Here is a 24,748-nt window from a genome sequence, read left to right on the forward strand (position 1 = left end):
CTCCCATTCAAAAGACGCTTTCTAAATGCTTAAAAGCAGAAGGAAGCGTCTTTCTTATAACGAATGATGTAAGAAGGATTCTGCTGTGATTCCTTTTTCTGCCCGTTTCTATTGCGTTACCCAATGACTTTTTTTATAATAAAGGTAGTCTTAGATCGTTAAATAGACTGGGAGGTATTCTTATGGACAAGCTCAAGGTTTCCATCCTCGGCGCGGGAAGAATCGCGGCGACAATGGCAGAAACCCTTGCAAAAATGGATGATGTGACTTCCTATGCTGTAGCGGCTCGCGACTTAAATCGGGCGCAAGCCTTTGCAAAGACCTATGGCTTTACAAAAGCTTATGGTTCCTATGAAGACATGCTGGCAGACGGCGGCACAGACCTCGTATATATCGCCACGCCGCATTCCCATCATTACGAACATGCAATGCTCTGTCTAAATTATGGAAAACATGTCCTTTGCGAAAAGGCGTTTACTGTCAACCGCAGGCAAGCAGAAGAAGTATTCACATTGGCAGAGCAAAAAGGGCTCTTGATCACAGAGGCAGTCTGGACACGCTACATGCCATTTGTCCAAACGCTACAAGACCTTTTGGCTTCAGAAAAAATCGGTAGAGTCTGCTCTATGGAGGCCTGTTTTGGATTTGAACTGTCCTGGCATGACCGACTGGTGAATCCGGCTCTGGCCGGTGGCGCTTTGCTTGATATGGGAATCTATCCCCTGACGCTCGCCTCCATTGCCTTTGGAGATTCCATTGCAGCGGTGACTTCCCGGTGCATCCAATCGGACCGTGGCGTTGATGCGCAGGACAGCATCATTCTGGAATATGCGGATGGAAAGCTCGCTACACTCACAACCTCCATGCTCGGCAATTTACGCAATGAAGCCGTAATCTATGGGACAAAAGGCCATTTGGTCCTGCCAAGTTTTTGGCACGCAGAGGAGATTCAGCTTTTTGTTGATGGAGAAGACAGTCCGCACATCTACCCGTGCCCTGTAGAGATCAGCGGTTACGAATACGAAGTGCGCTCCTGCGCACGGGCAATCGCGGCCGGAAAGCTCGAATGTCCAGAGATGCCCCATGCAGAAACATTGCATATGATGGGATTGATGGATCGTCTGCGTAAGGACTGGGGGCTTCGTTATCCAATGGAATGAATCCTTTGCGATTCGGATGTGCTTTTCAAACTCTATGTGTCCTTCCAATTCAAGAGCGTTCTTGAAAACACACCCTCCGCATGGAGGGTAACGGAGGCTGGCCTAACCAATCCTGCCTATGCTGGACAATTTCAATCCACTCCCATATAGAATAAAATGGAATATAAAAAGAACACCCGCCATGCGGCCTAACCGGCCGGGGTTCGGGTGTTCTTTATTATCTACCCTGTTTTAAAAAATGGCTGTTCCCTCTAACCTCACAAACCATTCTTTTATAAAGATGATAAACCGAAGGCCATTCACTGATCGGTTCTCTCACGGACATCCCCACTCAATTTACCTCCTAAAAAGGGCTTTTTTCCCTCATTATTGTTTACCAAAATCGCAATATTGAGCAACCGTCCTATTCCCCAATGGTTTCCACAACATACATACGGATGGGGCTCCCATCCTCACAGGGAACCATCCCCCAAAAAGACCAGCCGCATTTTTCATAAAACTGATCGTGATCGGTCACCAAGTAGATCTGATGGAAACCACATGCAAAGGCATCCTTCCTCACAAATTCCAACAGGTTTCGTGCAACTCCCTGGTTGCGTGCGAATGGTTCCACATACAAGGCACACACATTGGGAAACAGGTCGGTCCGCCTATGAAAATCATTGGCAATCATTCCACACCCCGCCACAATCTGCTGCCGGCTATCACAAACCAGATACCACTGAGGGATCTTTCTCGGATTCTGTATGGATTCCGCGATGCTTTTATCGTATTCCTCTACTGGGATACCCCATTTTGTATGGAACCAATTCGCTGCGGACCATGCCCATTCCGGAGCGTCACACAATTTTAGGATGGATAGAAATCGCTCCATATCATCACCGCCGGATTCTTCTCAACATAATTATCAACGATGAACATTGTATACAAAAAGGGACATCCAAATGGATGTCCCTTTTTTGGTGAACCATCGGGGATTCGAACCCCGGACACCCTGATTAAAAGTCAGGTGCTCTGCCAGCTGAGCTAATGATTCATATGCAGCTTAATTATTATAACAGCACATCAAGCAAATGTCAACAAAAATTCTACTTTCTTTGATACATCTGCCAAAATCAGCCGACAGATTCTCTCGGAAAACTGCGCACGAGGCAACTGTACGCGGTTTTCCAAACATCTAAATAGAGTTTTAATGCCGCACATTCATTTTCTATTCCATTTCTGTAGACCCCATACCGCACAACCATCGCGGAAAGTCTATCAAAATATGTCCCAATGAACCTTTTCATTGGGAAGCGATTCGATCGTATGTGGTTCCGGATATTCCGCCGGCATTCCCATGGATAAAACGGCCTCTAAACGCATATGAGACGGAAAATGTAATAAGCTTCTCAGATAGTCCTCTGTGCTCCTTCCATCCGGGGCTTCCCGCAGTCTTCCCTGAATCCAACAGCTGCCAATCCCCAGGGAATTTGCCATCAGGTGCATATTCGCCATGACAATGGAGCAGTCCTCCACCCATACATCCGACTTTTTTTCGTCGGCCAATACAACAATCGCACAACTCGCCTGTTTCAGCATCTTTGCGGAACCAATCCGGCACTGCGACATCGCATCTAATGTCTTTTTCTCTCGGACAACCAGCAGTTCCCACGGACGAATGGAACGGCTGGATGCGGAAAGCAAGCCCGCTTGAATCACCTTTTCCAACGTATCCATTGGAATGGATTGATCTGTATAAGCCCTTACACTGCGCCGCTTCTGCATTACTTCCAGCAAATCCATCGAAAAAACCTCCTTATCCTCGTGCTTTGATCCCTTATGGGGTAAGTTTCTTATATCATACCACACTTTTCAAACGAATGGACCAGGCTTTTCTCAAATGCCGACTGATTCGATTTCCATCGTTTCCATCTGTTGCTTGGTAACCCCGTTTTTTTCACCGTATCGAATCCAATACTTCGTCGATTCCTTTAGAAAGGTCCGCTTCGGCAACGGCATAGTGACCATCTGTTGCACAGGCTTGCCTGTCGTTATACTTGTGGCCATTTTTTTGAGTTTCCGTTTCACAAAATAAGCAAATGGTGTTTCCAAAATTGCTTCTCCACTTCCAATCCAAAAAGAAGACCCAAAAGGGTATCCATTCTGTTTACAGAATAAACGCACCATGTCGCATGCAACCCGGTTTTGTTCGGGTTCCAGGAAACCACAGTTGATAATCAGATGTACAACCGGTTTGGGCGAAACAGGATGATTTTCCATTTCCTTCAAAAAATGCATCAGTGTTACAGGCAACCCATCCACATACAAAGGAAATACAAAGAGTAGATCTGTATAGGTTCCAATCTGCTCACAGATTCCCGCATGTTTTTTGGCTGTCACATTGTATTGGGAGACCTCCCCACCCCAAAAAGTCTGGAACAGCTCCGCGATCTGTTTGGAATGGGAATGCGGCGCCCGGGGACTTCCATTTACAATCAGCAAGCGTCCCATACCGCCACCTCCTTTTTCACTGCGGTTTCCAGCCCTGTTTCCGCGACAAAGCGAATCTGGTGCGAACGAAATAGCATATTATTGGCGTTTCGTTCAACCAGCCGCCTGAATAATGCTTTCTCTTCTTCGGAAACATCGCCATACGCCACAATGACCGCTTCTTTTTCCTTTACAGCCCTCTGAATATGATGGGTCTCGCCATGATACAACCGAATGAAAGCCTGCTGAATCGGTATTGCACGTTCCAACATGGTTTTCATGACCGTATCATAAGAACCATATTTAACATGTGTCACATAGATGACAGATTCACTCTTGGCAATTAAGGGATAGACCTTTGCCGCATCATCCCGGATCACACATTTGCCCGGTGTTTTCACCCAACAGCCAAAACATCCTACACAGTTAGAAATCTTTAAGCTGCTCAAATCCACATAACGATACGCTTCATCTGAAAAGGTCACAAAAGGCAAAGGTCGATCGCTCATCAACAATTTCATCCGGTTCACCTTCATTCAAAAGTTCTCCACTCTTAGCGACGCGTATAGTGTAGCACAGAACCACAACCGTTATCCAATGAATTCTTCCATAGAAGAGGGCGATTTTTTCTTCTACCCTATATCAACAATATAACAAAAAAACCTGCGATGAGCAATTGCTCATCGCAGGCGTGGCTGGGCTGGCGCGATTCGAACGCGCGGAATGACGGAGTCAAAGTCCGTTGCCTTACCCCTTGGCTACAACCCAGTATATAACAACACGGGACCGAACTGCCTGTCCGTCCCGTGCTCAGCAAACACCCGCAGGTGCAACTTTTAAGTGGGGTGGAAGATGGGACTCGAACCCACGATCTCCAGAGCCACAATCTGGCGCTTTAACCAACTAAGCTACATCCACCATATTGGCGCGCCAAAAGGGACTCGAACCCCTGGCCTACTGCTTAGAAGGCAGTTGCTCTATCCAGCTGAGCTATTGGCGCATGCAATTGGAGCGAGTGATGGGAATCGAACCCACACGACCAGCTTGGAAGGCTGGGGTTCTACCATTGAACTACACTCGCATTTTGCGACGGAAATAAGTATAGCACAGTCCAGCAGGATTTGTCAAGAATTTCAAGTAATTTTCGAGGGCAAATGAAAAGAAAATATCCTCTAACTTGTAAGAATGCCGGTCTACATACCGACCAAAAACGGCCATACGAGAGGCCCCCATATGGCCGAATCTGAATCTGTGTTCATACGCTAATGCCAAACAAGCTCTTTATCGTTAAAGAGATTCCGTTGACTCGTTTATTATTCCATCGTTTCCATCCGCAATTCTTCATCCGCTGTCAATGCAATACCAAACAATGGCTGTTCGAAGTGCTCCACCACCAAGGAGGCAATCTGGTCCTCCACTTTACGCCGAATCAAATTGCGCAGATCGCGTGCACCGCTTTTTCCGCCAATAGCATGTTTTGCCAACCAACCGGTAGCCTTTTCATCGTAAACAAAACGAATATGACGTTCCTTGAGAGAAAGTACATATTCATCCAACATCAGGGCGGCAATCTTCTCAAAATCCTCTACCGTGAGCTGGCGGAAGACAATCACTTCATCTACACGGCTGAGAAATTCCGGACGCAGGAATTCGGAGAGCGCTTTCATTGCCTTTTCCTTCGTTACATCGGCATCACTGCGCGCAAAGCCGAGCGCCCCTTCCTTTTTCTCACTGCCGGCGTTTGAGGTCATCACTATGACCGTATTCTCAAAATTGACATTGCGTCCATGGGCGTCCGTAATATGGCCCTCGTCGAGAATTTGCAAAAGAATATTCATGACGTCCGGATGCGCTTTCTCAATTTCATCGAACAGAAGAACCGAATACGGACGGCGGCGAACCTTTTCGGTCACCTGTCCAGCCTCATCGTATCCGACATACCCCGGAGGCGAACCGATGATCCGGGACACCGAATGCTTCTCCATGAACTCCGACATATCTAGGCGAATCAAAGTCTCTGGGGTATCGAAAAGTTCCTGAGAGAGCACCTTCACCAATTCGGTTTTTCCCACCCCGGTCGGGCCAACAAAAATAAAGGACGCAGGCCGGCGGCGAGGGCTGATCTGTACCCGGCTACGGCGAATCGCAGCTGCAATTGCGGAAACCGCTTCCTGCTGGCCGATAATCTTGGTGTTCAATACGCTCTCTAGATCAGCAAGCTTTTTAAGCTCATTTTCCTGGATACGGCTGGCAGGAATCCCCGTCCAAAGCTCGATCACCTTGGCCAGATCCGCCTCCTCAACCTCCGCGCCCAAAGCCGCTGGAGCGAGTTCCTTCACTTTTTCATCCGCCTGAGAAATCTCATAGCGCAACTTTGCAAGCGCTTCATAATCGATCTCTCCGCCATCATTCGTTATATCGTCCTCGTCTTGCCGCATCTTTTCCAATTCTGCGGTCAAACGGTCATATTCGGCCATCGGGAGATTGCGCAGAGCTGCACAGGCACAGGCCTCATCCAACAGATCAATGGCCTTGTCGGGAAGGAAACGGTCGTTGATATAACGCTCTGAAAGGACCACCGTACGGCGCACCAGGGTATCCGGCACGCGTACACGATGATACGACTCATAATAGGATTTAATACCCATCAATACATCCACCGTTTCATCAACCGACGGCTCTGCAATGGTTACAGGCTGGAAGCGGCGCTCTAAGGCCGCGTCCTTCTCAATGTATTTGCGGTATTCCACAAAGGTTGTAGCGCCAATCACCTGGATTTCACCGCGGGATAGAGCGGGCTTGAGAATATTTGCCGCATTCATCGAACCCTCTGCATCCCCAGTCCCTACCAAGTTGTGCACTTCGTCAATAAACAGGATAATGTTTCCCTCTGCCTTTACTTCGTCGACCAAACTCTTAATGCGGCTTTCAAACTGGCCTCGGAACTGGGTCCCTGCCACCAGCGCAGTGAGGTCGAGGAGATGAATCTCCTTGGACTTTAAGCGCGCTGGGACATCGCCAGAGGCAATTCGCAATGCTAATCCTTCTGCAACCGCTGTTTTGCCTACGCCGGGCTCGCCGATCAGACAGGGATTATTCTTTGTGCGGCGGCTCAAAATCTGTACCACCCGCGAAATCTCCTTATCCCTTCCAATAATCTTATCAATTTCACCCTTGCGCGCCTTTGCAGTCAAATCGGTACAATACGTATCCAACGCCTTGCGCTTTGTCTTATGCTTTTCGCGCTTGTCACGCTTTGGCGCAGACGGAGGGGGCGGCGTCTCCCCGCTGCTCTTCTGCGGATTCGCCATATCCGAAAAGATATTTTGTAAAAATGGAAAAGTCGCTGCACCACCGGGCGTAAAACCTTCTTCGCTGTTCTCATTGTTGCTCTCTGGGTTCATCAGACTGCTGAACTCGGACTCCATTGCCTCCATCTGTTCTTCTGTGATCCCCATCTTTTCCATCAAATCATTCACTGGTTTAATTCCCAGTTCCTTGGCACAAACCAGGCAAAGCCCCTTGCTCTCCTGTGCGTTTACCGTGGGCGAAATAAACACGACAGCCGGGCGCTTATGACATCTCGAACACATCATCATATTGCAATCACTTCTTTTTCTAAAAATATAAAAGGTTCCGGGGAACAACCAACCGGAAATTTCACCAATGGCTGGTTTGTACTGATCTGTACCCAGTGAGTGGATACCATCCAAGTGCGGCCGAACCATCCCCTTGGAATATTCGGAAACGCCGTCCGCGGCCTTCGGACGGCGTTAATTGTCAAATTATTGCTTCTTTGCAGACTTTTTGGCACGAATATCCGCCTTCAAATCGATGGCATCTTTCGGGTCTGTAGAATGCAGAAGCTGCAAAAAAATCTTAAAGTATTGGATAAAAGCATAGATCATAAATGCCGCTGTCACGGAAAGCAACGTGACCGTCACTGCGAGGTTTTCGATCTGGAAAAACCCCTTTAGGGACACAATGACGACAAATGAAAAATAAAAAAGAATGGTTGCCACCTTGCCATACCATTTGGAGCCGGTGGGCCTTTTCTTCTTTTTCAGGACCAAGAAAGATCCTGCCACCAACATCAAAAGTTCCTTAACAATAAAGATCGCCAAAAGTGGAATCAAGACCGGCTGCTCAATTGCCAAACATACAGCCACTGTCCCCTGTGTCAGCTTATCGGCAACTGGATCTAACATTTTTCCTAACTCGGTGATCTGGTGGAACTTTCGCGCAATCATGCCATCAAACATATCCGAAAGCCCGGAGAGAACAAGGCAGGCGGCAGCTGGTACGATCTGATCGTGTAAAAAGTAATAGACAAACGGCACAATCAGCACAATTCGAAACAGGGAAAGTGCATTTGGTACATTGATATTCTTATTCCAGTTTTTCATTCCTCACAAGCCTTTCCGGGCTGATGCCGCCGGATGCGACAGAGTCCGCTGCAAAATATGCACGCGCTGTTTCAGCGCTTACAAGGCGCCTCCGACCCCTTTCAAAAAGTCTTCCACGTGGAACAGGGAATAAACCGGATTATGCGCAGAAACAAAATGAAAAATATACGAGGTGGTAAAAAGCTCCTGTTCGTCCAAGGGGCCATTCTCCAATTCGAAAATAGGACCTGCCAACTGCACGAAAGAGCACAAGAGCAGAACAACAACGACACCCTTAAATGCCCCAAACAAACCGCCCAACAGGCTGTTGGCCAAATGTAACAGAGGCAGACGGCAAACAGCACTGACTGCCGAGGCTGTGATCCGTACCAACATTTGCAGCAGAACGAATACGATTGCAGTGGCGATTACACGCAAAAAATAGTATTCCGCTGGCGAAGGACTGCGCGCCTGTAGAAACAGATCTGCCAACCCGTCCGCCACCAGGCCCGCGAGCACTACTGAGGCAACCACTGCGAACAAATACCCAACAAATTCTACCAATGTACGCATCAAGCCGGCACGATAACCGGCGACGATAAAACAAAGTACAATCGCCGCAAAAGCGGCGTCCAATACCAGCCCCACTCGTTTCCTCCCAATGTCATCCAATTTTCCCGAAAGCCACTTCCTTCTGAAAAGGAAGTACGGAAATCACCAGATTAATATAGCACAAAAAGGCGATAAACACAAGTTTTCGTTCAAATGTTCATATTCCGTTCACTAAGGCTGCATGCGGTTCCCGGGCTTAACCTGCATTGAGATCGACGTAACGAAGTTCTGAAATACCAAGCACATAAGCCTTACTCTCACTGGCCAGCGCCACGGCCTTAGCATCGTTTCCCGCATCCACCGTTGCAATCGGATTTCCCCCTACTGCGGAATAAGCGTAGATCGTTCCATTGACCAAGACTGCTACGGTATCCCCATAGAGCGAAACCGAGCGAACTTCTCCGGGAACGGAAAGGCTGGCTAGTTCCTTGCCATCGCCGCCCAGTACCACCACCCGGCTGCTCGCCGCACTGTCAAACGCGGCCAAACAGAGCACTGTCCGGCCACTGTCCACAGTATATGCCGAAAGCTGCATGCCCTGATAGTCGTAATTAACTTTGGATTGTGTCGTTGTATTGATGATCGCGGTCATTTTATCTCCAATTGCAGAGACTGTCCCGTCAGCACTCCAATAGGAATCCAACATCATATTTTCCGTATAGGCAGCGAACGGTTCAACCGCCTCTTCCGAATGAAAATCTAGCAGATATACCGCAGACGTCAACCCACCATCCAACGCAGATAACGCTGTGACCGCTGCGTGGGAACCCGATGGGTCCAACGCGATCGAGGTGGGATAATAATCTGCAAACCAATACTGGAATTTGGCCTTTCCGTCCGGCTTATAGGCAGTCAACTTCCCACAATAGCCGTCTGCCTGAGTCGCAAAGGCATAATGCCCATCTTCGGACAATGAACCTGCAAAGATATTTCCCTCTGCGTTCTGTTTGGCGATGGTTTTTGTACGGCTCTCAATCTGATAACCGGTCCCACCCAAATTATAAATCAACGTGCGGGAACCATTTGTCTTCATCACTGGTTCACTGAAACTGTGCTGACGGCTTGCCAGTTCTTTTGCTGAGGAATTGTAGATCGAAAGATCCGTATCGCTCACCACAATGAGTTCCTTATTCACAGAAAGAAAGTTTTTTGGTTCCACAACCGTCCCTGCAATTGGCTGTGGAAATCCATCCCCTACGCCAATGCCTACCACGCGGTCCTGCACCCATTCCATTACTCGGTCAGGGGCCAGATTCTGCCGGTTAAACCACAACAACATTCCAACCACGCTTAAAATCAATATGAGCAGAACCCTATAAACCCATCCAGGAATTTTATGCGTGCGGTTTTGTTTTTCGCGGCGCTTGGCACGCCGTTTGGCAATCTGTTCGGCATGGCGGTCGTGTTTGGCCACATCGATCTCGCCCGTGGCAAAGCGTTTTCCCTGGCTCATACTGGTCCCTCTCCATAAAACACGCGGTTCAGATACAAACCACACGGGGGGGCGGTTGGTCCTGCCGTCGTACGGTCACGTGCAGCCAAAATCTCTGGAATCTGTTCCGGCTGTAACTTATCTTGGGCCACATACAGCAGCGTCCCCACCATGATCCGCACCATGTTGTACAAAAAGCCATCGGCCGCCACAGTAAAGGTCACTAAACCCCCATCCCTCTGAATGTTTGCGCGCGTAACCGTCCGGCACATATCGCCGCGTTCGCGGGCATCCGACGTACAGAACGATGTAAAGTCATGCCTTCCAATATAATGGGCTGCCGCTGCATTCATCCGGTCTAAATCCAAAGGATACCAATAATGAAGCGCCCGGTTCCGCAGGAAAGGATTGCGGACCGGTTCGTTCCAAATCTTATAAATATACTCCTTGCCGAGGCAGGAATAGCGCGCATGGAAATCCATTGGCACCTCCCGGCAGTCCTGTACGGCAATGTCTTCTGGCAAAAAGTGATTTAAAGCGTTGAGCAACCGCTCACAGGGAATGGAATGTGCTGTTTTCAGGCTGATACAGTACTGATTGGCATGCACACCCGAATCCGTACGGCTGCATCCCTTGATTTCCGGCTTCTCTGCGGTGATCTTGAAAAGCGCCTCTTGGAACACCTGTTGCACCGAAACCGCATTATTTTGAATTTGCCAACCATGGTACTGTGCGCCATCGTAACAGAGTGTCAACAAAAGATTGCGCATACGCTTTTCCTCCTCTCGGGAATGATAACATCACAAAGTTGCCGGCACAAATAGGTTTAATACGATAACCAGAGCACAAATTGCCACCGAGATTGCAATCGCCCAGCCGTCGCGTGTGGCCATATGCAGCTGTTTCATCTTAGTCCGGCCTTCCCCTCCATGATAGCAACGACACTCCATTGCCATGGCCAAATCATATGCCCGGCGGAAGGAAGACACAAAAAGGGGAATCAAGATCGGAATCAGCGCCTTGATCCGCTGCATCAGCCCACCGCTTTCCAGATCGGCGCCGCGCGCCTTCTGTGCGCTCATGATCTTGTCCGTCTCTTCAAGAAGCGTTGGGACAAAGCGCAGTGCAATGGTCATCATCATGGCAATTTCGTGGACTTTGACATGCAACACCTTTAACGGCCGCATAATGCGCTCTAAAGCGTCTGTCAACTCTGTAGGCGTCGTTGTAAAGGTCAGCACAGCGCTGAAAAGGATCAAACTCATGATACGGATTGCAATAAAAATCGCATTTTGAATGCCGTTCATAGTGATCTGCATAAAACCGAACAGCGTCACCAACGGCTCTCCTGTCCCATAAAACAGGTTCAGGACACCGGTAAAAATGACGATAAACAGCACTGCTTTCAGGCTCTTAAAGTATTGCTTGACCGGAACCCCGGAACTCACCATCACGCCTATTTCCAGCGCGATCATGAGAAATAATCCGGCAAAGTTGCGCGCAACAAAGACAAATACAATAAATAAAAAGGTCAAGATAACCTTAATTCGCGGGTCCAAACGATGGATCACCGATTTGGCGGGAAAATACTGTCCCAGAGTGACGTCTCTAACCATGCGTGCGTCCTCCTTCCTCCAACAGAGGCATCAGCTGTTTGATCGCCTGTTCCAACGTAAGGGCCGTTCCCACCGGATACCCATCCTTTTTCAACATTCCAAGAATCTTTGTGATCTGTGGAACCCGCAACCCCATCTGCTCTAGCTCTTCCCCACGCGCAAAAACGTTCTCCGTCTCATCAAACATGGCCGCCTTTCCCGCGTTCATCACCAGAATCCGATCCGCGGTTCGCGCAATATCCTCCATGCTGTGGGAAACCAGAAGAATTGTATTGTGTCGAACCTCGTGATAATTCACAATCTGCGACAAAAGCACATCGCGGCCGCGCGGGTCCAATCCCGCTGTAGGCTCGTCCAAAATCAAAACGTCCGGGTCCATTGCAATCACGCCGGCAATCGCCGCACGGCGTTTTTCCCCGCCGGAAAGCTCAAAGGGGCTTTTTTCCAGAAGTTCATCTTTCAATCCGACAAATTTCGCCGCATCGCGCGCTCGTTTTTCAATTTCTGCCGGCTCAAGCCCCATATTGGACGGCCCAAAGGAGATATCCTTTAAGACGGTTTCCTCAAAAAGTTGGTGTTCCGGGTACTGAAACACCATCCCCACCCGAAAGCGTACTGCCCGAATTTTTTTGGGTTCCGCCCAGATGTCTTTCCCGTCCAGCAGGACTGTCCCCGAGGTTGGGCGCAAAAGTCCATTGAGTTGCTGAATCAACGTAGATTTTCCAGAGCCGGTATGCCCGATCACGCCAATGAACTCTCCCTGCTCAATGGAGAGGTTCACATGGTCCACCGCCATCTTCTCAAATGGCGTGCCCGTTCCATATGTGTATGTCAGGTCCCTTGTCTCGATAATCGCCATAGTGCTTTCTCCAAACCTCCGTCAGATTCCGTTTCATACGGATACCTGCGGATCTATTTTATTTTTTGCCGGAAAATTCGTCGCCAACCGGCTCTTTTAAAATCCGCTCCAATGCAGCCACGCAGTCCTCTTCATTGAGTACACACTCCGGCAGCGGATAACCGCTTGCGCGCAAGCGGTAAATCAGCTCCGTGGCCTGTGGAACATCCAGCTTATGTTTTTTCAGCAATTCCACATGTGCGAATACTTCTTCCGGTGTTCCCTGCAATAGAATCTGCCCGTTATCCATCACAACCACCCGGCTTGCCTGCACTGCTTCGTCCATGTAGTGGGTAATCAGAACAATTGTGATCCCCTTTTCTTGATTCAGCTTATGGATGGTCCGCAGTACCTCTTCCCGTCCACGCGGGTCCAGCATGGCCGTTGGTTCGTCCAGCACGATGCATTCCGGTTGCATGGCGATGATCCCCGCAATAGCGATGCGTTGCTTTTGGCCACCCGAAAGTTTATAAGGTGCGTTGAGGCGGTAATCGTACATTTCCACAGCCTTAAGGGCGTCGTCCACACGGCGGCGAATCTCTTCGGGCGCTATGCCGAGATTCTCCGGGCCAAACGCCACATCCTCCTCGACAATGCTGGCCACCAACTGGTTGTCTGGGTTCTGTAGCACAAGGCCCACGCGGCGGCGAATCTCATATAAAAGGCTTTCGTCCAGCGTGTCCATCCCCTCCACATACACCCTGCCGCCGGCAGGCAGCAGCATGGCATTGAACATCTTGGCGATGGTGGATTTTCCAGAACCGTTGTGTCCCAAAAGTGCGACGAACTCCCCCTTCTTGATCTCCAGGTTCACACCCTTGAGTACCTCATGCACCTGGCGGGTTTCGCCGTCTTCCACCTCATCGTAGGTGAATTTTAGGTCCTTTGTTTGTATAAAAGCCATCTGTTTTTACTCCCTGTATTGAGCGATTGCGTCAACCGCCGCCTATTTTGCCCACTTTTCGGGCGTATCCAACCATTCCTGCACCCAAGCAAAATACTGCCCCACATGCAGTCCATCCAGCAAAGCATGATGTCCCTGCACAGAAAGCGGCAAAAGGGTCCGATCTCCCTGGGGAAAATACTTTCCCCAAGAGATTCGCGGAATACTGTCCACCGGATTCATCTGAATGGGATGCGTCAACGAAGTGAAGGAAACCCATGGAATGGATGTCACATACAGAAGGTCATCCCGCCCGGGCTCGTCCTCAATACAGGCGTCCCCATTTTTAGCCGCCTGTGTTCGCGTCCTGGCATCTGCCACAAATGCGTGGAAGTCCTCCTGCCACGGTATTGCTACATAGCTAAAGGTATCGTGCCGGGTAAGCACCGTGACAGAGGGCGTCACCTCGTCGTGCTCCACAATATCCTCCCCTCGAATACGGTAGCGAAACTCCGGTATCGCGTTGGCCGCCCGGCTTGCCACATAGAGGAACGCTGCGAAGAAGGAAAGCTTCTGCTGTTTCACAAAGTGTGAAAATAGCGTAATGTCCATATTGGCACAAAGATTAAAATGGGGATAACTAAAGGTACGAAAGTAGTCAAAATGATCCTTTCGGCTCCAATGCGCCTTGTCAATATACTTCATTTCACACTCTCCCAAATCCAAAATGTTAAAATTTAGTAAAATAATACTATCTGTTGTCGAATTAAGACTCCCAAATAGCTGTACTTCCACAAGGAAGAACCAACCCACTCTCCGTAACCGGCAGGCCGATCTCTCCGGAGGATACCTTCCCGCCAAAACGTTTTTGCAATAACACCCCCAGCAAGTATTCCATTACAGCTGGGGACAAACCTGTCGTGTAGGAATTCAGCAAAAAGAACAGCGGATTTTCAGACATAATCGGTATACACATTTCTACTAGCGCATACAGCTGTTCTTCCAGCTTCCAAACTTCCCCGCCGGGGCCGCGGCCATAGGAAGGCGGGTCCATGATGATCCCTTCGTAGTGATTGCCACGGCGCTGCTCTCTCTGAACAAATTTCATGCAATCATCCACCAGCCAGCGAACCGGCCGGTCCGCCAGACCGGAGGCCGCCGCGTTCTCCTTCGCCCAGGCAACCATCCCTTTCGAAGCATCCACATGGCAAACTTGCGCTCCTGCCTTTGCACAGGCGAGCGAGGCCGCCCCCGTATAACCAAACAGGTTTAAAACCTTTATAGGGCGGCCCGCCGCGCGGATTTTTTTCATAGCAAAATCCCAGTTCACTGCCTGCTCTGGAAAGATTCCCGTATGCTTAAAGCCCATTGTTTTGAGCTGGAAGGTCAATTCTCCGTAGCGAATCTTCCACATGGATGGAACTTTTTGATACTCCTGCCAACGGCCGCCGCCCGTATTCGAACGTTGATAACGCGCATGCGCTTCCCGCCAAAGCGGGTTTTTGCGCGGCGTATTCCATATGATCTGCGGGTCCGGCCGGATGAGGATGATATTGTCCCATCGTTCTAACCGCTCTCCACCGGATGTATCGATCAATTCATAGTCCTTCCATGCTGCCGCTCTCAAAGCAAACCCTCTCTTATCCGTCAATTTTTAATACTATCCGTTATATTTTAAATAGATTCTACAAAATATATCAAGCCAACCGTTCGCGGAGAACATCTGCCACCGAATTTGCGAGCACATTGATGTACTCCAGGTCCTCCCCTTCAATCATCACGCGCAGAAGCGGTTCGGTTCCCGAAGGACGCACAACAATCCGTCCGCTGGTTCCAAGCTTCTCTTTTGCCTTCTCAATCGCATCTTTCACTTCGCTGTCTGTATAGAAGTGCAGTTTTCCTTCCGGCCCCACCTGCACATTGACAATCACCTGTGGATAGCGGGTCATCAATGTTGCCAAACTGGAAAGCCTTGCCTCACGGCGGTGTACAATGCTCAACAGCTGAGCCGCTGTCAGCTGGCCATCTCCCGTCGTGGCGAAATCCAAGAAAATAACATGGCCGCTCTGCTCTCCGCCAAAATTATACCCTTCCAGCTGCATTTCTTCCAACACATAGCGGTCGCCCACTTTCGTGGCTTCAAAATGCAGGCCATTTTCGTCACAAAAACGTGTGAAACCCATATTGGTCATAATGGTACCCACAACGGTGTTTTTCGCCAGCTTGCCGCGCGACTTCATATCCGCAGCGCAAATTGCCATCACGAAGTCTCCATCTACCAGCTGGCCCTTGTCGTCTACCGCGAGGCAGCGGTCTGCATCCCCATCAAATGCAATCCCTGCATCCAGATGGTTCTCTTTGACAAAGCTCATCAGATTTTCCATATGTGTAGAACCGCAGTTGTCATTGACATTCACACCGTTGGGCTGATTGGCCAACATATGGCATTCTGCCCCCAATTCCGAAAAGAGTAATTCCGCGGTGCGGGACGCCGCGCCATTTGCACAATCGATGGCAATGCGCATACCGGTCAACGCAAACGGAACCGTACTCTTGATGTGATCTACATAATCGCGCACTACATTGGGCGCTGAAGTGACGCTTCCGATGTCACCTGCCGTGGGAACCGGAGGGGTATCCGCATGATCGAGCACAATCGCCTCAATCTGCTCTTCGAGCGCATCCGGCAGCTTATATCCATCCCCGCTAAATATTTTGATGCCATTAAATTCACACGGATTATGGGAAGCTGTCAGCATAACGCCTGCGTCCGCCTTATACTTGCCCACTAAGAAGGCGACAGCCGGGGTCGGTACCACACCAAGCTGTACGACGTTCGCCCCTACACTGCACAATCCCGCTGTAATGGCGTTTTCCAACATATCGGAGGAAATGCGCGTATCTTTTCCGATCAAGATTTTGGGATGCCGGTGGTTGTTGTCCGTCAACACCATGGCTGCAGCCCGGCCAATGTTCATTGCCATTTCACAGGTGAGTTCCGAATTTGCGACGCCTCTGACGCCGTCCGTGCCAAAAAGTCTGCCCATTTTCTTAACACACTCCTTAAAATCGTTCCCTTAACGGGTGTCGTCTGAATTGCGGATATTCCGAAACCGGTCTTTTCTCCTATTGTAACGGTTCTTCTCCGAAAACCTCGTCGCAATCCCACACGTCTGACCGGGAAACGTTGAAATGCGAACCACACGGGGCGATTTTATAAATGGGCGGCAAACTTCCGTCCACTTGTAAAACCGTCCTGAGCTTATAAATCCAACAGTGGCAGGACATGGATAACCGGCTCCTCATAAGGATGCAGCCTGCGAACCAGCTCCACCGCCTGTGCAGCCAACTTTCGCGGGCAGACCACCTCCAGCTTGCACTCCGCTCCATGGCAAAGTACGCCAACGGTTCCATCGTATGGACTGGCTCCTGAAAGGGGACGCCAAGTGCCGGTGACCGTAACGACCGATGAACAGTTGTCATACGCCCCAACACGACATGCCCCCAAATCGTTCAACGCCATCCGAAGGCGGTCAAGATCTTTTTCGGGCACATAGATTTCAAGCTTCACACGAGAGAATTCCAAAAACATGTTCCTTTCTGTAACTCGCCTGATCCCCTATCCGGCGCCGGAACGGATTTTCCTTTGTACAAGGGGATACGTCCGATTCTGCTTCCATTCATACGCTTCCATCTGGAAATCGTACCAGCCGTGCAGCTCTCCCAAGATGCGCAAAGCGACAACTTTTCTCACTCTCTTTCGGAGCGGCGAATCGGATAAACGTATTGGCCTGGCACTTCTTTGATGCAATTCCCTACAAATGGCGGGATCATCTACAGGGCAAACATCTGCTCCTTATATACCAGCCGCTTGGGTCCTCTTCTCACTCCACAACGATATGTCCTTCTCTATAGGCGCTTCAAAAACCAATCCTTCCATGCATGTACTTCAAAGGAATCCTCGCTATTCAGGATTTCTGAACAAACACTCCTATCATTCGTGTAGGCTCCACTAAAAAAGCCGACAAAAATCGAAGCCCCATGGCGGACGAAATGGAACATAACAAGTGATTTCAACCCGCACCCTCTGTACGGAGGGCGACGCTATTGTCCCCCAAGCCCCGCATAACTATCATCATATTTCAACCCGCACCCTCCGCATGGAGGGTGACATCGAAGATGCTGATGCCAATGGTGTGGCTATGTGGATTTCAATCCACACCCTCTGTGCGGAGGGCGGCTGGTAGGCATGTAAGATGACTCATACCGCCCACCGTTTCCATTCAAAATCGCAACCTCCGCATAGAAGGGGGCTCTACCGAGATGAATCTGCACAGACGGGGTGCAGAGATCAAACCCACACCCGTTCATGCCGCGATCGATCCGTTTAAAGGCATGATTCCAAATCCCTTTTCCCGGCGACTATCCGGCCAAACGGCCTTGTAGGGATGATGCACAAACCCCATGCCGTCTCCATTCGTGTAATTCATTGGGGGGCAAGACACCGTAACCATGTCCCATCAAAATCGGTACTAGTAAAAGCCCTATAATGAGCTTCATATCGAGTCCAGCCTTTCATCTCCTGTCACTTCTCATGCTTTCTCCATATCCGTAAACAGGTATTTCATACACCAACAGAAGCATTCTCTGCTGTTGTGAGATCATCACTGGCCATTTCTCGTTTTGCTCACAAACGAAAACGCCCTACCCTCCTGAGCAGAACCGTGGGTTCTCATTTTGCTAACACATACAATTGAACGAAAAGCTTTCATCGCAAACACTGTGTTTACGGCGTCCAATCATCCATCCGCCTGGCTATTCGTTGGGTGCGCCGCTCCTAGAATCCGATTCCCTGGTCCAATCAAAAAAACTCTGTTGGGGCGTTTGCTCTCCTGGGGGTGTGAGTCCCAAATGCAGATATGCCGCCCGCGTAACGCAACGGCCTCTTGGAGTTCGGTTCAGAAAGCCAATCTGCATCAAGTACGGCTCATAAACATCCTCAATTGTGACCGCCTCTTCCCCGATGGCTGCAGCCAGTGTTTCCAATCCGACCGGCCCGCCATTGTAATAACGGATCATTGCACTGAGCATACGCCGGTCGTTGGCATCCAAACCAATTTCATCTACTTCCAGTCGGTCCAACCCTACTTTTGCAGACTGGTAAGTGATTACCCCGTCCGTCATCACCTGTGCAAAGTCCCTTACGCGCCGGAGCATCCGGTTGGCAATACGCGGTGTTCCTCTCGAACGAGAAGCGATCTCCAGCGCGCCATCCGCTTCAATCGGAATTCCCAAAATCCGTGCACTCCGCGTGACGATCTTTGCCAACTCCTGTGGAGAATACATTTCCAAACGAAGCACCACGCCAAAACGGTCTCGCAATGGAGCGGAAAGCTGCCCCGCGCGTGTGGTAGCACCCACCAGCGTAAACTTCGGAAGCGGCAAATGATAGGACGCTGCCATCTGTCCTTTGCCGGTGATAATATCCAGCGCATAATCTTCCATAGCCGGGTAAAGGATTTCCTCCACACTGCGCGACAGGCGGTGCACTTCGTCGATAAAGAGCACATCGCCGGGATTCAAATTGGTCAGTAGTGCAGCCAAATCCCCCGGCTTTTCAATTGCCGGGCCGGAAGTAATACGCAGATTGACGTTCAACTCGTTGGCGATGATCCCCGCCAAAGTCGTCTTTCCCAAACCTGGCGGCCCATACAGAAGGACGTGATCCAACGATTCTTTCCGCTGTTTCGCCGCTTCAATAAAAATCGCTAGATTTTCTTTTACCTTATCCTGCCCGATGTATTCTTCTAGCGTCCGCGGACGAAGAGGATTTTCTACCTCTGCGTCTTCGGGGGCGTACTCCGGCGCAACCATCCGGTTTTCAAAATCCATCTCATTTTCATATTCCATCGGTTCGCCTCACCGCCCTTTCAACGATTTTTTCCAAATTCTTTTAATGCCAAACGAATCAATTCTTCTGTAGGCAGACTACTGTCAAATTTCGCTACAACGGACGCTGCATCCGTCGGCGTATATCCCAACACAGACAGAGCATTGACGGCATTCGCTGCATTGCCCGCAGCAGACGGAACGCCTCCAGCGGGGGCGAAGCCCTCCAATACACCGCCGCCCATCTTTTTCACCTTGTCTTTAAGCTCCAGGACAATTCGCTGCGCCAACTTCGCCCCTACGCCGTTGGCGCGGGTCAACGATTTGCTGTCGCCAGACGCGGCAGCCATCGCCACCTGCTCTGGCGAAAGCTCGCTTAAAATCGCCAGTCCAACCTTCGGGCCGACCCCGGAAACCGCAGTCAACATTTTAAAGCAATTCAATTCCATCATCGTTGCAAAACCAAACAGGTCCAACGCATCCTCACGAACGTTCAAAAGGGTGTAAAGCTTAACCTGTTCGCCAAGCTGCGGCATGGCGCGTTGGGTGCTCAGCGTGGTAAAGCACTTAAAGCCCACCCCTCCGCACTCAACCACCGCGAACCCCGGCTCCATATGCGTCAATGTTCCTTTGATACTATAAAACATACCATTCTCCGTTTATCTCAAGATCTGCGCCTCAACAGCATCGATTGCCGCAGAGGCGAGCCCGCTGCCTGCCCATGGCAAATTGCCATGGCGAGCGCATCCGCTACGTCGTCCGGCTTCGGGATTTGCTGCAAGCACAGCAGCCGCCGGGTCATCTCCATCACCTGCGGTTTGAGGGCTTGTCCATAACCAGTCACCGCCTGCTTGACCTGCAACGGCGTGTACTCATAGACCGGCACGCCCGCTTTTTGAATGGCCAACCGGATCACACCGCGCGCCTCTGCCACACCGATCGCCGTAGTTTTGTTGTTCTTAAAATATAGCTTTTCAATACTGACGGCATCCGGTTTCCATTTTTGCAGCACCTCTGCCATCGCATCGAATATGATCTCCAAACGGCGGCTAAAATCTTCCCCCGCCTTGGTGACGATGGCCCCATGTTCCAACGGAACAAAACGTCCATTTTGTGCACGGATAATCCCGTACCCTACAATTGCATAGCCCGGATCAATTCCCAGTATGACCATTTTATCTCCAATTCCATGAAAGAGTTTCCATAATATCCGCCTTATTATAGCACATCCGTTCCAATTAGAAAAGGGGAAAAGCATATGGCAAAACCGCATGGAACCTGCGTTTTTCAGAAATATCTGGGTACGATACAGGAGAAAAGACTGTTCTGCGCATAAGATTTGTTCGTTCGCACAAAAATGATTGCATTCTTATTAAATTAGTGTATAATTAGCATATAGTCCCATCAAGAAGTCGAATGGAAAGGGGTTTCCCAGCATGTTGGAAAAAGTCAATTTAAAAGCATCAATCACAAAAGAGGAATACAAAAAAGAGGCTTCTTCCCTCAAAGAAGAGCTTTCTTCCCTACAACAGCTTGTTAAGCAAAATAAACTCCCTGTCATTATCGTGTTTGAAGGGTGGGGTTCCGCTGGAAAGGGGAGCCAGATTGCAAATCTGATTCTAAACTTCGATCCACGCGGCTCCAAGGTTTATTCCAACATTGCTCCAACCGAACTGGAAAAACGCGAACCCAACCTGTGGCGTTATTGGAAAATTATCCCTGGCGGTAGAGAAATTGCAGTTATGGATCGCAGCTGGTACCAGGAAATCTCCGTGCTTCGCCTTGAGGACGATGTAGACGATGTAACCAACCTGCGCCGGATGAACGATATCAATACCTTTGAACGGCAGCTTGCGGACAACGGTTATTTGATCTTGAAATTCTTCCTGCATATCAGCCAGAAGGAACAGCGGGAACGCTTGGAAAACCTCGCGAATTCCAAAAACACCGAATGGCGCGTCACACAGCAGGACTGGAAACGCAATAAACAGTACGACCGCTACTATCGTGTGTTTGATGAAATGTTGGAATACACCAACACCACGTACGCGCCATGGCACGTTGTGGCAAGTACAGACCGTTTGCATGCCGAACTTGAGATTTACCGCACGGTGATCGATGGGATTCAAACGGCGTTAGCTCTGAAACAACACCGCAAGGAGCACCCCGTTACCCCGGCGAATATCATTCTTCCCGGCAATTTTACATTTGTCCCCATGCCGAAGCTAAAGGATGTCTCTCTTGACAAGACTATCACGGATGAGAAATATAAAAAACAGCTCAAAAAGCTCCAAGAGGAACTGAGCGAGTTGCACAACAAAATTTATCGCAAGCGCGTGCCCGTCGTCGTTTGTTATGAGGGTTGGGACGCCGCCGGAAAGGGCGGAAATATCCGTCGTGTTGCAGCAGCGCTTGACCCGCGTGGGTACGAGGTTGTCCCCATCGCAGGGCCGACTGCTCCGGAGCTTGCACATCACTATCTTTGGCGGTTTTGGACACGCTTGCCAAAAGATGGGCATATCGCCATTTTCGACCGTACATGGTATGGCCGCGTGATGGTGGAACGCATTGAAGGGTTCTGCTCCACGGAGGACTGGCAGCGGGCCTATCGGGAGATCAATGAATTTGAACGGGAGCTCTACGACTGGGGCGCTGTCGTCGTAAAATTCTGGTTGCATATCGACCAGGATGAACAGCTTCGCCGTTTTAACGACCGTCAAAATACGCCCTCCAAACAGTGGAAGATCACTGAAGAGGATTGGCGTAACCGCGAGAAATGGGATCAATACGAAGAGGCCGTCGATGACATGTTGCGCTATACATCTACCGATTTCGCCCCATGGCATATTATTGAATCCCAAAACAAAAAATATGGCCGCATCAAGGCCTTAAAAATTTTAATTGAGGCGATCAAAGACCGTTTATAAAAAGGGAGTATGCCCGGAAAGAATAGGCTTTCTTGGCGGCGTACCCTGTTTGGATAAGGATGGCAATAGGAAAGGGCCGGAACCTACACGGGTTCCGGCCCTTTCCTTGTTTAAGAAATTCCGCCATATTAAGCAGGTGTACGCAAAAATGTGAAAGATCGTCTTTCAGTATACTATCATATCATTTTTTGGCAGCCTGCTCTTATTATGTCAATAAATTTCACCTAAAACATTCATCCGCCCTTTCCTGAGCGTGACATTCCCCAAAGCCTGTTCAAAGAAGAAACCAGTAAAATTCCGAGCGCCAAAGCCCCGGCGATTCCCAAAGTGTGTAGTCCTGTCTCCAAAAACATTTGGGTATTTCCGGCGATGCAGTACTCCATCGTATAATAGATTCCACCGCCCGGCACCATGGGCAACAGAGCGATCAACAAATAGCCGGTTACTGGCACCTTATGAATACGAGCCATAATCTCTGAATAAACCGTGATCGCCACTGTCGCAATAAAAAACTGTACGATGTCATTTTGTAGTGGACGGAATAAAAGATATACAAACCAGCCAATTGCACCGCCAAGAGAGGTAAAGAAGATCCGTTTTCCCCGCACATTGAAGACAATACAAACGGCCATACAGGCGACAAACCCATAAAAGCAGGGCAAATATACGTCCATTCTCACACCCCCCAAATCAACCTTGGCACCATGAGCGCAATACCGGCGCCGATGGCAATCGCGGTTGCAACTAGCAGCGATTCTACAAAACGGATCAGTCCCGCAATCAAGTCCCCCGCCATGATGTCTCGCATAAAGCTGGTAATGACAATTCCAGGAACCAGATTCATCAAAGCACCGATGATAATTTTGTCCAAATTCGCGCCAAATCCCATTTGAACAGCAAACATAGCAATAGCCGCCGCGGTACAGCTTGCAACGATGTTGGTAAAAAATGCGTTTGCCTGAAAGCGTCCCATCAAGGAGTTCACCAGTTTTACACCTGCACCACAGAAAAGTGAACAGAATGCGTCCGCCAAAGTCCCCCCATAGAACAGCGTAAAGGAGAATGCGACCATCGCAAAGGCGGCCACTTGCGTCCCAAAATCGTAAACCGGGCGGCGGTTGATTGTTTCAATCTCTTCCTGAATACTTCCCACATCCGGGCACAGGCGGCAAATACGGCGGCATAAGTCATTTGCACGGTCTACTTTGTCCAGGTCTGTCACACGTGTATACAGGCGCTTGATTCTGGTGATCGATTTTCCTTCCGGCGTTGTGATCGTTACAAAAATACAAGTGGGAATGGCAAAAATCTCGCCGGTATCCACCCCATAGGCACGAAAAATGCGCTGCATGGAATCCTCCACGCGATAGATTTCCGCGCCGTTGCGCAGCAGCAGATACCCAACTTCTGTTGCAGCGCTAATTAAATCATCGTAATTCACACTCCCGCCCCCTGACCATTGCGTTTGTTGTAATATAGTAAAATACAAACTTAGTTTTTAAAAATTATATAATTATATATTTTAAATAATATTTTTAAACATATATAAATATTATAATCTGTATTGACATAACTCATTTTAAACCATACAATTATAATAAATATTTCATGTACGGAGGGGATTCCCATGTTTTTATTGTTTAGACAAATCTATTATGACAGAATACGCAGATAATTCTTGCCATAGTACGTCTATTACCTCACCTGACGAATATAATTTTAAATATCTATATGGAAATTTGTGATGGAAGGCTTATAGTATGAAGTCAAAATGGGTCCTCGGCTTTTATACCATCATTGGACTTTTTGCGGTCTATCTGGCCGCGATTCTTCCCAACTACAATTTTATAACGCTCTCCCGCTCCACGGGGGACGTCCGTGTGGAATACCTGCGCAACTACAATGGGGAAATGCCGCGCTTCTCTTCGGAGCTCGCTCATTTGTATACGGAAGAGGAAGCCTTTGAAATAAGCCACTCCCCGGCCTTCCAAGGGAAGATTGTCTCCATTCGAAACATCCGCGCCCTATTTCACGGAGAAAGCTCCCTCTTTGATACTTTTGCGATTGCAAACGTTCGCGTTGAAAAAGTTTTCTCCGGGGAGCTCTCTGTGGGGGATACCGTCCGTATACTGCTCCCCTGCCCGATCGCGCGGAATATCTGGGTGGAGCATATGGACATCGTCTCCCAATGCCGGACCGGTATGCGGGGGATTTTCCTCCCTCAGGCGCTAGGCGGTTCCGACTTTCGGGAAAAGGGCGGAGCGGTTCTCTATTTTTCTGACCTAGCGGACTATGCGTTCCACGCCGGGTATATGGATCTCTTTTTAGAGACGCGGGACGGGCTTGTGTTCAATCAAGAAATCTACACGTCCCTGTCCCCGGATGCTACACTAAAAGAAGCGGGGGAATATGTAGCTGGAAAGATTCAGTCCTATTAGATTATAAAAGAAGCTGGAGAGGCGTTAACGGAAGAG

25 protein-coding genes and 5 tRNA genes are annotated in these 24,748 nt (G+C 49.4%); 4 read left to right on the forward strand and 26 right to left on the reverse strand.

Translation table 11 applies throughout. From position 1 onward, the window contains the following. Nucleotides 1–182 precede the first annotated feature (182 nt). A complete protein-coding gene (locus B9Y59_RS11695) occupies nucleotides 183–1,160 on the forward strand; it encodes a Gfo/Idh/MocA family protein (protein WP_054323977.1) in 978 nt (325 codons plus the stop codon). 403 nt (nucleotides 1,161–1,563) lie between these two features. Here the strand turns inward: B9Y59_RS11695 and B9Y59_RS11700 are convergent, their stop codons facing one another. The 21 genes from B9Y59_RS11700 to B9Y59_RS11800 form a co-directional block, all read right to left on the reverse strand. Beyond that, nucleotides 1,564–2,034, reverse strand: a complete 471-nt coding sequence (locus tag B9Y59_RS11700) for a GNAT family N-acetyltransferase (RefSeq protein ID WP_085533625.1) — start codon at nucleotides 2,032–2,034, stop codon at nucleotides 1,564–1,566. A gap of 86 nt (nucleotides 2,035–2,120) precedes the next feature. Next, a tRNA-Lys gene (locus B9Y59_RS11705) sits at nucleotides 2,121–2,196 on the reverse strand. A gap of 224 nt (nucleotides 2,197–2,420) precedes the next feature. Continuing rightward, a complete protein-coding gene (locus tag B9Y59_RS11710) occupies nucleotides 2,421–2,945 on the reverse strand; it encodes a nitroreductase family protein (RefSeq protein WP_085533627.1) in 525 nt (174 codons plus the stop codon). A gap of 93 nt (nucleotides 2,946–3,038) precedes the next feature. Then, nucleotides 3,039–3,653, reverse strand: a complete 615-nt coding sequence (locus B9Y59_RS11715; protein ID WP_085533629.1) for a hypothetical protein — start codon at nucleotides 3,651–3,653, stop codon at nucleotides 3,039–3,041. Continuing rightward, nucleotides 3,638–4,168: a flavodoxin family protein gene (locus B9Y59_RS11720; protein WP_242967304.1), complete on the reverse strand. Its 531-nt coding sequence runs from the start codon at nucleotides 4,166–4,168 to the stop codon at nucleotides 3,638–3,640. The genes B9Y59_RS11715 and B9Y59_RS11720 overlap by 16 nt, the downstream gene beginning before the upstream one ends. 156 nt (nucleotides 4,169–4,324) lie before the next feature. Next, a tRNA-Gln gene (locus B9Y59_RS11725) sits at nucleotides 4,325–4,400 on the reverse strand. Between the two features lie 73 nt (nucleotides 4,401–4,473). Further along, a tRNA-His gene (locus B9Y59_RS11730) sits at nucleotides 4,474–4,550 on the reverse strand. A gap of 5 nt (nucleotides 4,551–4,555) precedes the next feature. Next, a tRNA-Arg gene (locus B9Y59_RS11735) sits at nucleotides 4,556–4,632 on the reverse strand. Between the two features lie 7 nt (nucleotides 4,633–4,639). Beyond that, nucleotides 4,640–4,713: transfer RNA gene (locus tag B9Y59_RS11740), tRNA-Gly, on the reverse strand. A gap of 232 nt (nucleotides 4,714–4,945) precedes the next feature. Further along, nucleotides 4,946–7,228, reverse strand: a complete 2,283-nt coding sequence (locus tag B9Y59_RS11745) for an ATP-dependent Clp protease ATP-binding subunit (RefSeq protein ID WP_054324056.1) — start codon at nucleotides 7,226–7,228, stop codon at nucleotides 4,946–4,948. Nucleotides 7,229–7,417: 189 nt separating this feature from the next. Further along, complete coding sequence (locus B9Y59_RS11750) at nucleotides 7,418–8,038, reverse strand: CDP-alcohol phosphatidyltransferase family protein (RefSeq protein WP_054323973.1); 621 nt, start codon at nucleotides 8,036–8,038, stop codon at nucleotides 7,418–7,420. 78 nt (nucleotides 8,039–8,116) lie between these two features. Further along, nucleotides 8,117–8,665: a CvpA family protein gene (locus tag B9Y59_RS11755; protein WP_054323972.1), complete on the reverse strand. Its 549-nt coding sequence runs from the start codon at nucleotides 8,663–8,665 to the stop codon at nucleotides 8,117–8,119. Nucleotides 8,666–8,825: 160 nt separating this feature from the next. Beyond that, nucleotides 8,826–10,082 carry a DUF5711 family protein gene (locus B9Y59_RS11760; RefSeq protein ID WP_085533631.1) on the reverse strand — a complete coding sequence of 419 codons (1,257 nt, stop codon included), beginning with the start codon at nucleotides 10,080–10,082 and terminating at the stop codon, nucleotides 8,826–8,828. Then, complete coding sequence (truA, locus tag B9Y59_RS11765; RefSeq protein WP_085533633.1) at nucleotides 10,079–10,831, reverse strand: tRNA pseudouridine(38-40) synthase TruA; 753 nt, start codon at nucleotides 10,829–10,831, stop codon at nucleotides 10,079–10,081. The genes B9Y59_RS11760 and truA overlap by 4 nt, the downstream gene beginning before the upstream one ends. 30 nt (nucleotides 10,832–10,861) lie before the next feature. After that, the gene (locus tag B9Y59_RS11770) at nucleotides 10,862–11,677 is read right to left on the reverse strand and encodes an energy-coupling factor transporter transmembrane component T family protein (protein ID WP_054323968.1); all 816 of its coding nucleotides are present in this window, start codon (nucleotides 11,675–11,677) and stop codon (nucleotides 10,862–10,864) included. Beyond that, entirely contained in the window at nucleotides 11,670–12,536 is an 867-nt protein-coding gene (locus B9Y59_RS11775; protein ID WP_085533635.1) for an energy-coupling factor transporter ATPase, read from the reverse strand. Before B9Y59_RS11775 ends, B9Y59_RS11770 begins: the two co-directional genes overlap by 8 nt. A gap of 58 nt (nucleotides 12,537–12,594) precedes the next feature. After that, nucleotides 12,595–13,479 (reverse strand): energy-coupling factor transporter ATPase, encoded by an 885-nt coding sequence (locus B9Y59_RS11780; RefSeq protein WP_085533637.1) that lies wholly within the window; start codon nucleotides 13,477–13,479, stop codon nucleotides 12,595–12,597. Nucleotides 13,480–13,521: 42 nt separating this feature from the next. After that, nucleotides 13,522–14,163: a chloramphenicol acetyltransferase gene (locus B9Y59_RS11785; protein ID WP_054323967.1), complete on the reverse strand. Its 642-nt coding sequence runs from the start codon at nucleotides 14,161–14,163 to the stop codon at nucleotides 13,522–13,524. A gap of 61 nt (nucleotides 14,164–14,224) precedes the next feature. Further along, entirely contained in the window at nucleotides 14,225–15,085 is an 861-nt protein-coding gene (locus tag B9Y59_RS11790; protein WP_085533639.1) for a class I SAM-dependent methyltransferase, read from the reverse strand. A 70-nt stretch (nucleotides 15,086–15,155) separates the two neighbouring features. Then, nucleotides 15,156–16,505 carry a phosphoglucosamine mutase gene (glmM, locus tag B9Y59_RS11795; RefSeq protein WP_085533641.1) on the reverse strand — a complete coding sequence of 450 codons (1,350 nt, stop codon included), beginning with the start codon at nucleotides 16,503–16,505 and terminating at the stop codon, nucleotides 15,156–15,158. Between the two features lie 215 nt (nucleotides 16,506–16,720). Continuing rightward, nucleotides 16,721–17,029, reverse strand: a complete 309-nt coding sequence (locus B9Y59_RS11800) for a YqfO family protein (protein WP_143255304.1) — start codon at nucleotides 17,027–17,029, stop codon at nucleotides 16,721–16,723. A gap of 496 nt (nucleotides 17,030–17,525) precedes the next feature. Here B9Y59_RS11800 and B9Y59_RS11805 point away from each other — a divergent pair, with 496 nt between their 5' ends. After that, nucleotides 17,526–17,705, forward strand: a complete 180-nt coding sequence (locus B9Y59_RS11805) for a hypothetical protein (RefSeq protein ID WP_085533645.1) — start codon at nucleotides 17,526–17,528, stop codon at nucleotides 17,703–17,705. Nucleotides 17,706–18,273: 568 nt separating this feature from the next. On the opposite strand, the gene ruvB is transcribed toward B9Y59_RS11805, so the two are convergent. From ruvB to ruvC, 3 genes are read right to left on the reverse strand one after another with little or no spacing between them, the layout of a single operon-like run. Continuing rightward, nucleotides 18,274–19,332: a Holliday junction branch migration DNA helicase RuvB gene (ruvB, locus tag B9Y59_RS11810; protein ID WP_442856184.1), complete on the reverse strand. Its 1,059-nt coding sequence runs from the start codon at nucleotides 19,330–19,332 to the stop codon at nucleotides 18,274–18,276. A gap of 56 nt (nucleotides 19,333–19,388) precedes the next feature. Next, the gene (gene ruvA / locus B9Y59_RS11815; RefSeq protein WP_085533649.1) at nucleotides 19,389–19,994 is read right to left on the reverse strand and encodes a Holliday junction branch migration protein RuvA; all 606 of its coding nucleotides are present in this window, start codon (nucleotides 19,992–19,994) and stop codon (nucleotides 19,389–19,391) included. A gap of 17 nt (nucleotides 19,995–20,011) precedes the next feature. Beyond that, complete coding sequence (gene ruvC, locus B9Y59_RS11820; protein WP_054323965.1) at nucleotides 20,012–20,521, reverse strand: crossover junction endodeoxyribonuclease RuvC; 510 nt, start codon at nucleotides 20,519–20,521, stop codon at nucleotides 20,012–20,014. 262 nt (nucleotides 20,522–20,783) lie between these two features. Here ruvC and pap point away from each other — a divergent pair, with 262 nt between their 5' ends. Beyond that, nucleotides 20,784–22,274: a polyphosphate:AMP phosphotransferase gene (gene pap, locus B9Y59_RS11825; RefSeq protein WP_085533651.1), complete on the forward strand. Its 1,491-nt coding sequence runs from the start codon at nucleotides 20,784–20,786 to the stop codon at nucleotides 22,272–22,274. Nucleotides 22,275–22,507: 233 nt separating this feature from the next. Here pap and B9Y59_RS11830 read toward each other — a convergent pair whose 3' ends face one another. Both B9Y59_RS11830 and B9Y59_RS11835 read right to left on the reverse strand, forming a co-directional pair. Next, nucleotides 22,508–22,948: a threonine/serine exporter family protein gene (locus tag B9Y59_RS11830; protein WP_085533653.1), complete on the reverse strand. Its 441-nt coding sequence runs from the start codon at nucleotides 22,946–22,948 to the stop codon at nucleotides 22,508–22,510. Between the two features lie 2 nt (nucleotides 22,949–22,950). Continuing rightward, the gene (locus tag B9Y59_RS11835; protein ID WP_158089020.1) at nucleotides 22,951–23,715 is read right to left on the reverse strand and encodes a threonine/serine exporter family protein; all 765 of its coding nucleotides are present in this window, start codon (nucleotides 23,713–23,715) and stop codon (nucleotides 22,951–22,953) included. Nucleotides 23,716–24,034: 319 nt separating this feature from the next. Between B9Y59_RS11835 and B9Y59_RS11840 the strand changes: the two genes are divergently transcribed. Then, nucleotides 24,035–24,712, forward strand: a complete 678-nt coding sequence (locus B9Y59_RS11840; protein ID WP_054323962.1) for a hypothetical protein — start codon at nucleotides 24,035–24,037, stop codon at nucleotides 24,710–24,712. Nucleotides 24,713–24,748 lie beyond the last annotated feature (36 nt).

It is taken from the genome of Anaeromassilibacillus sp. Marseille-P3371 (assembly GCF_900169665.1).
Classification (GTDB): Bacteria; Bacillota; Clostridia; order Oscillospirales; family Acutalibacteraceae; genus Anaeromassilibacillus.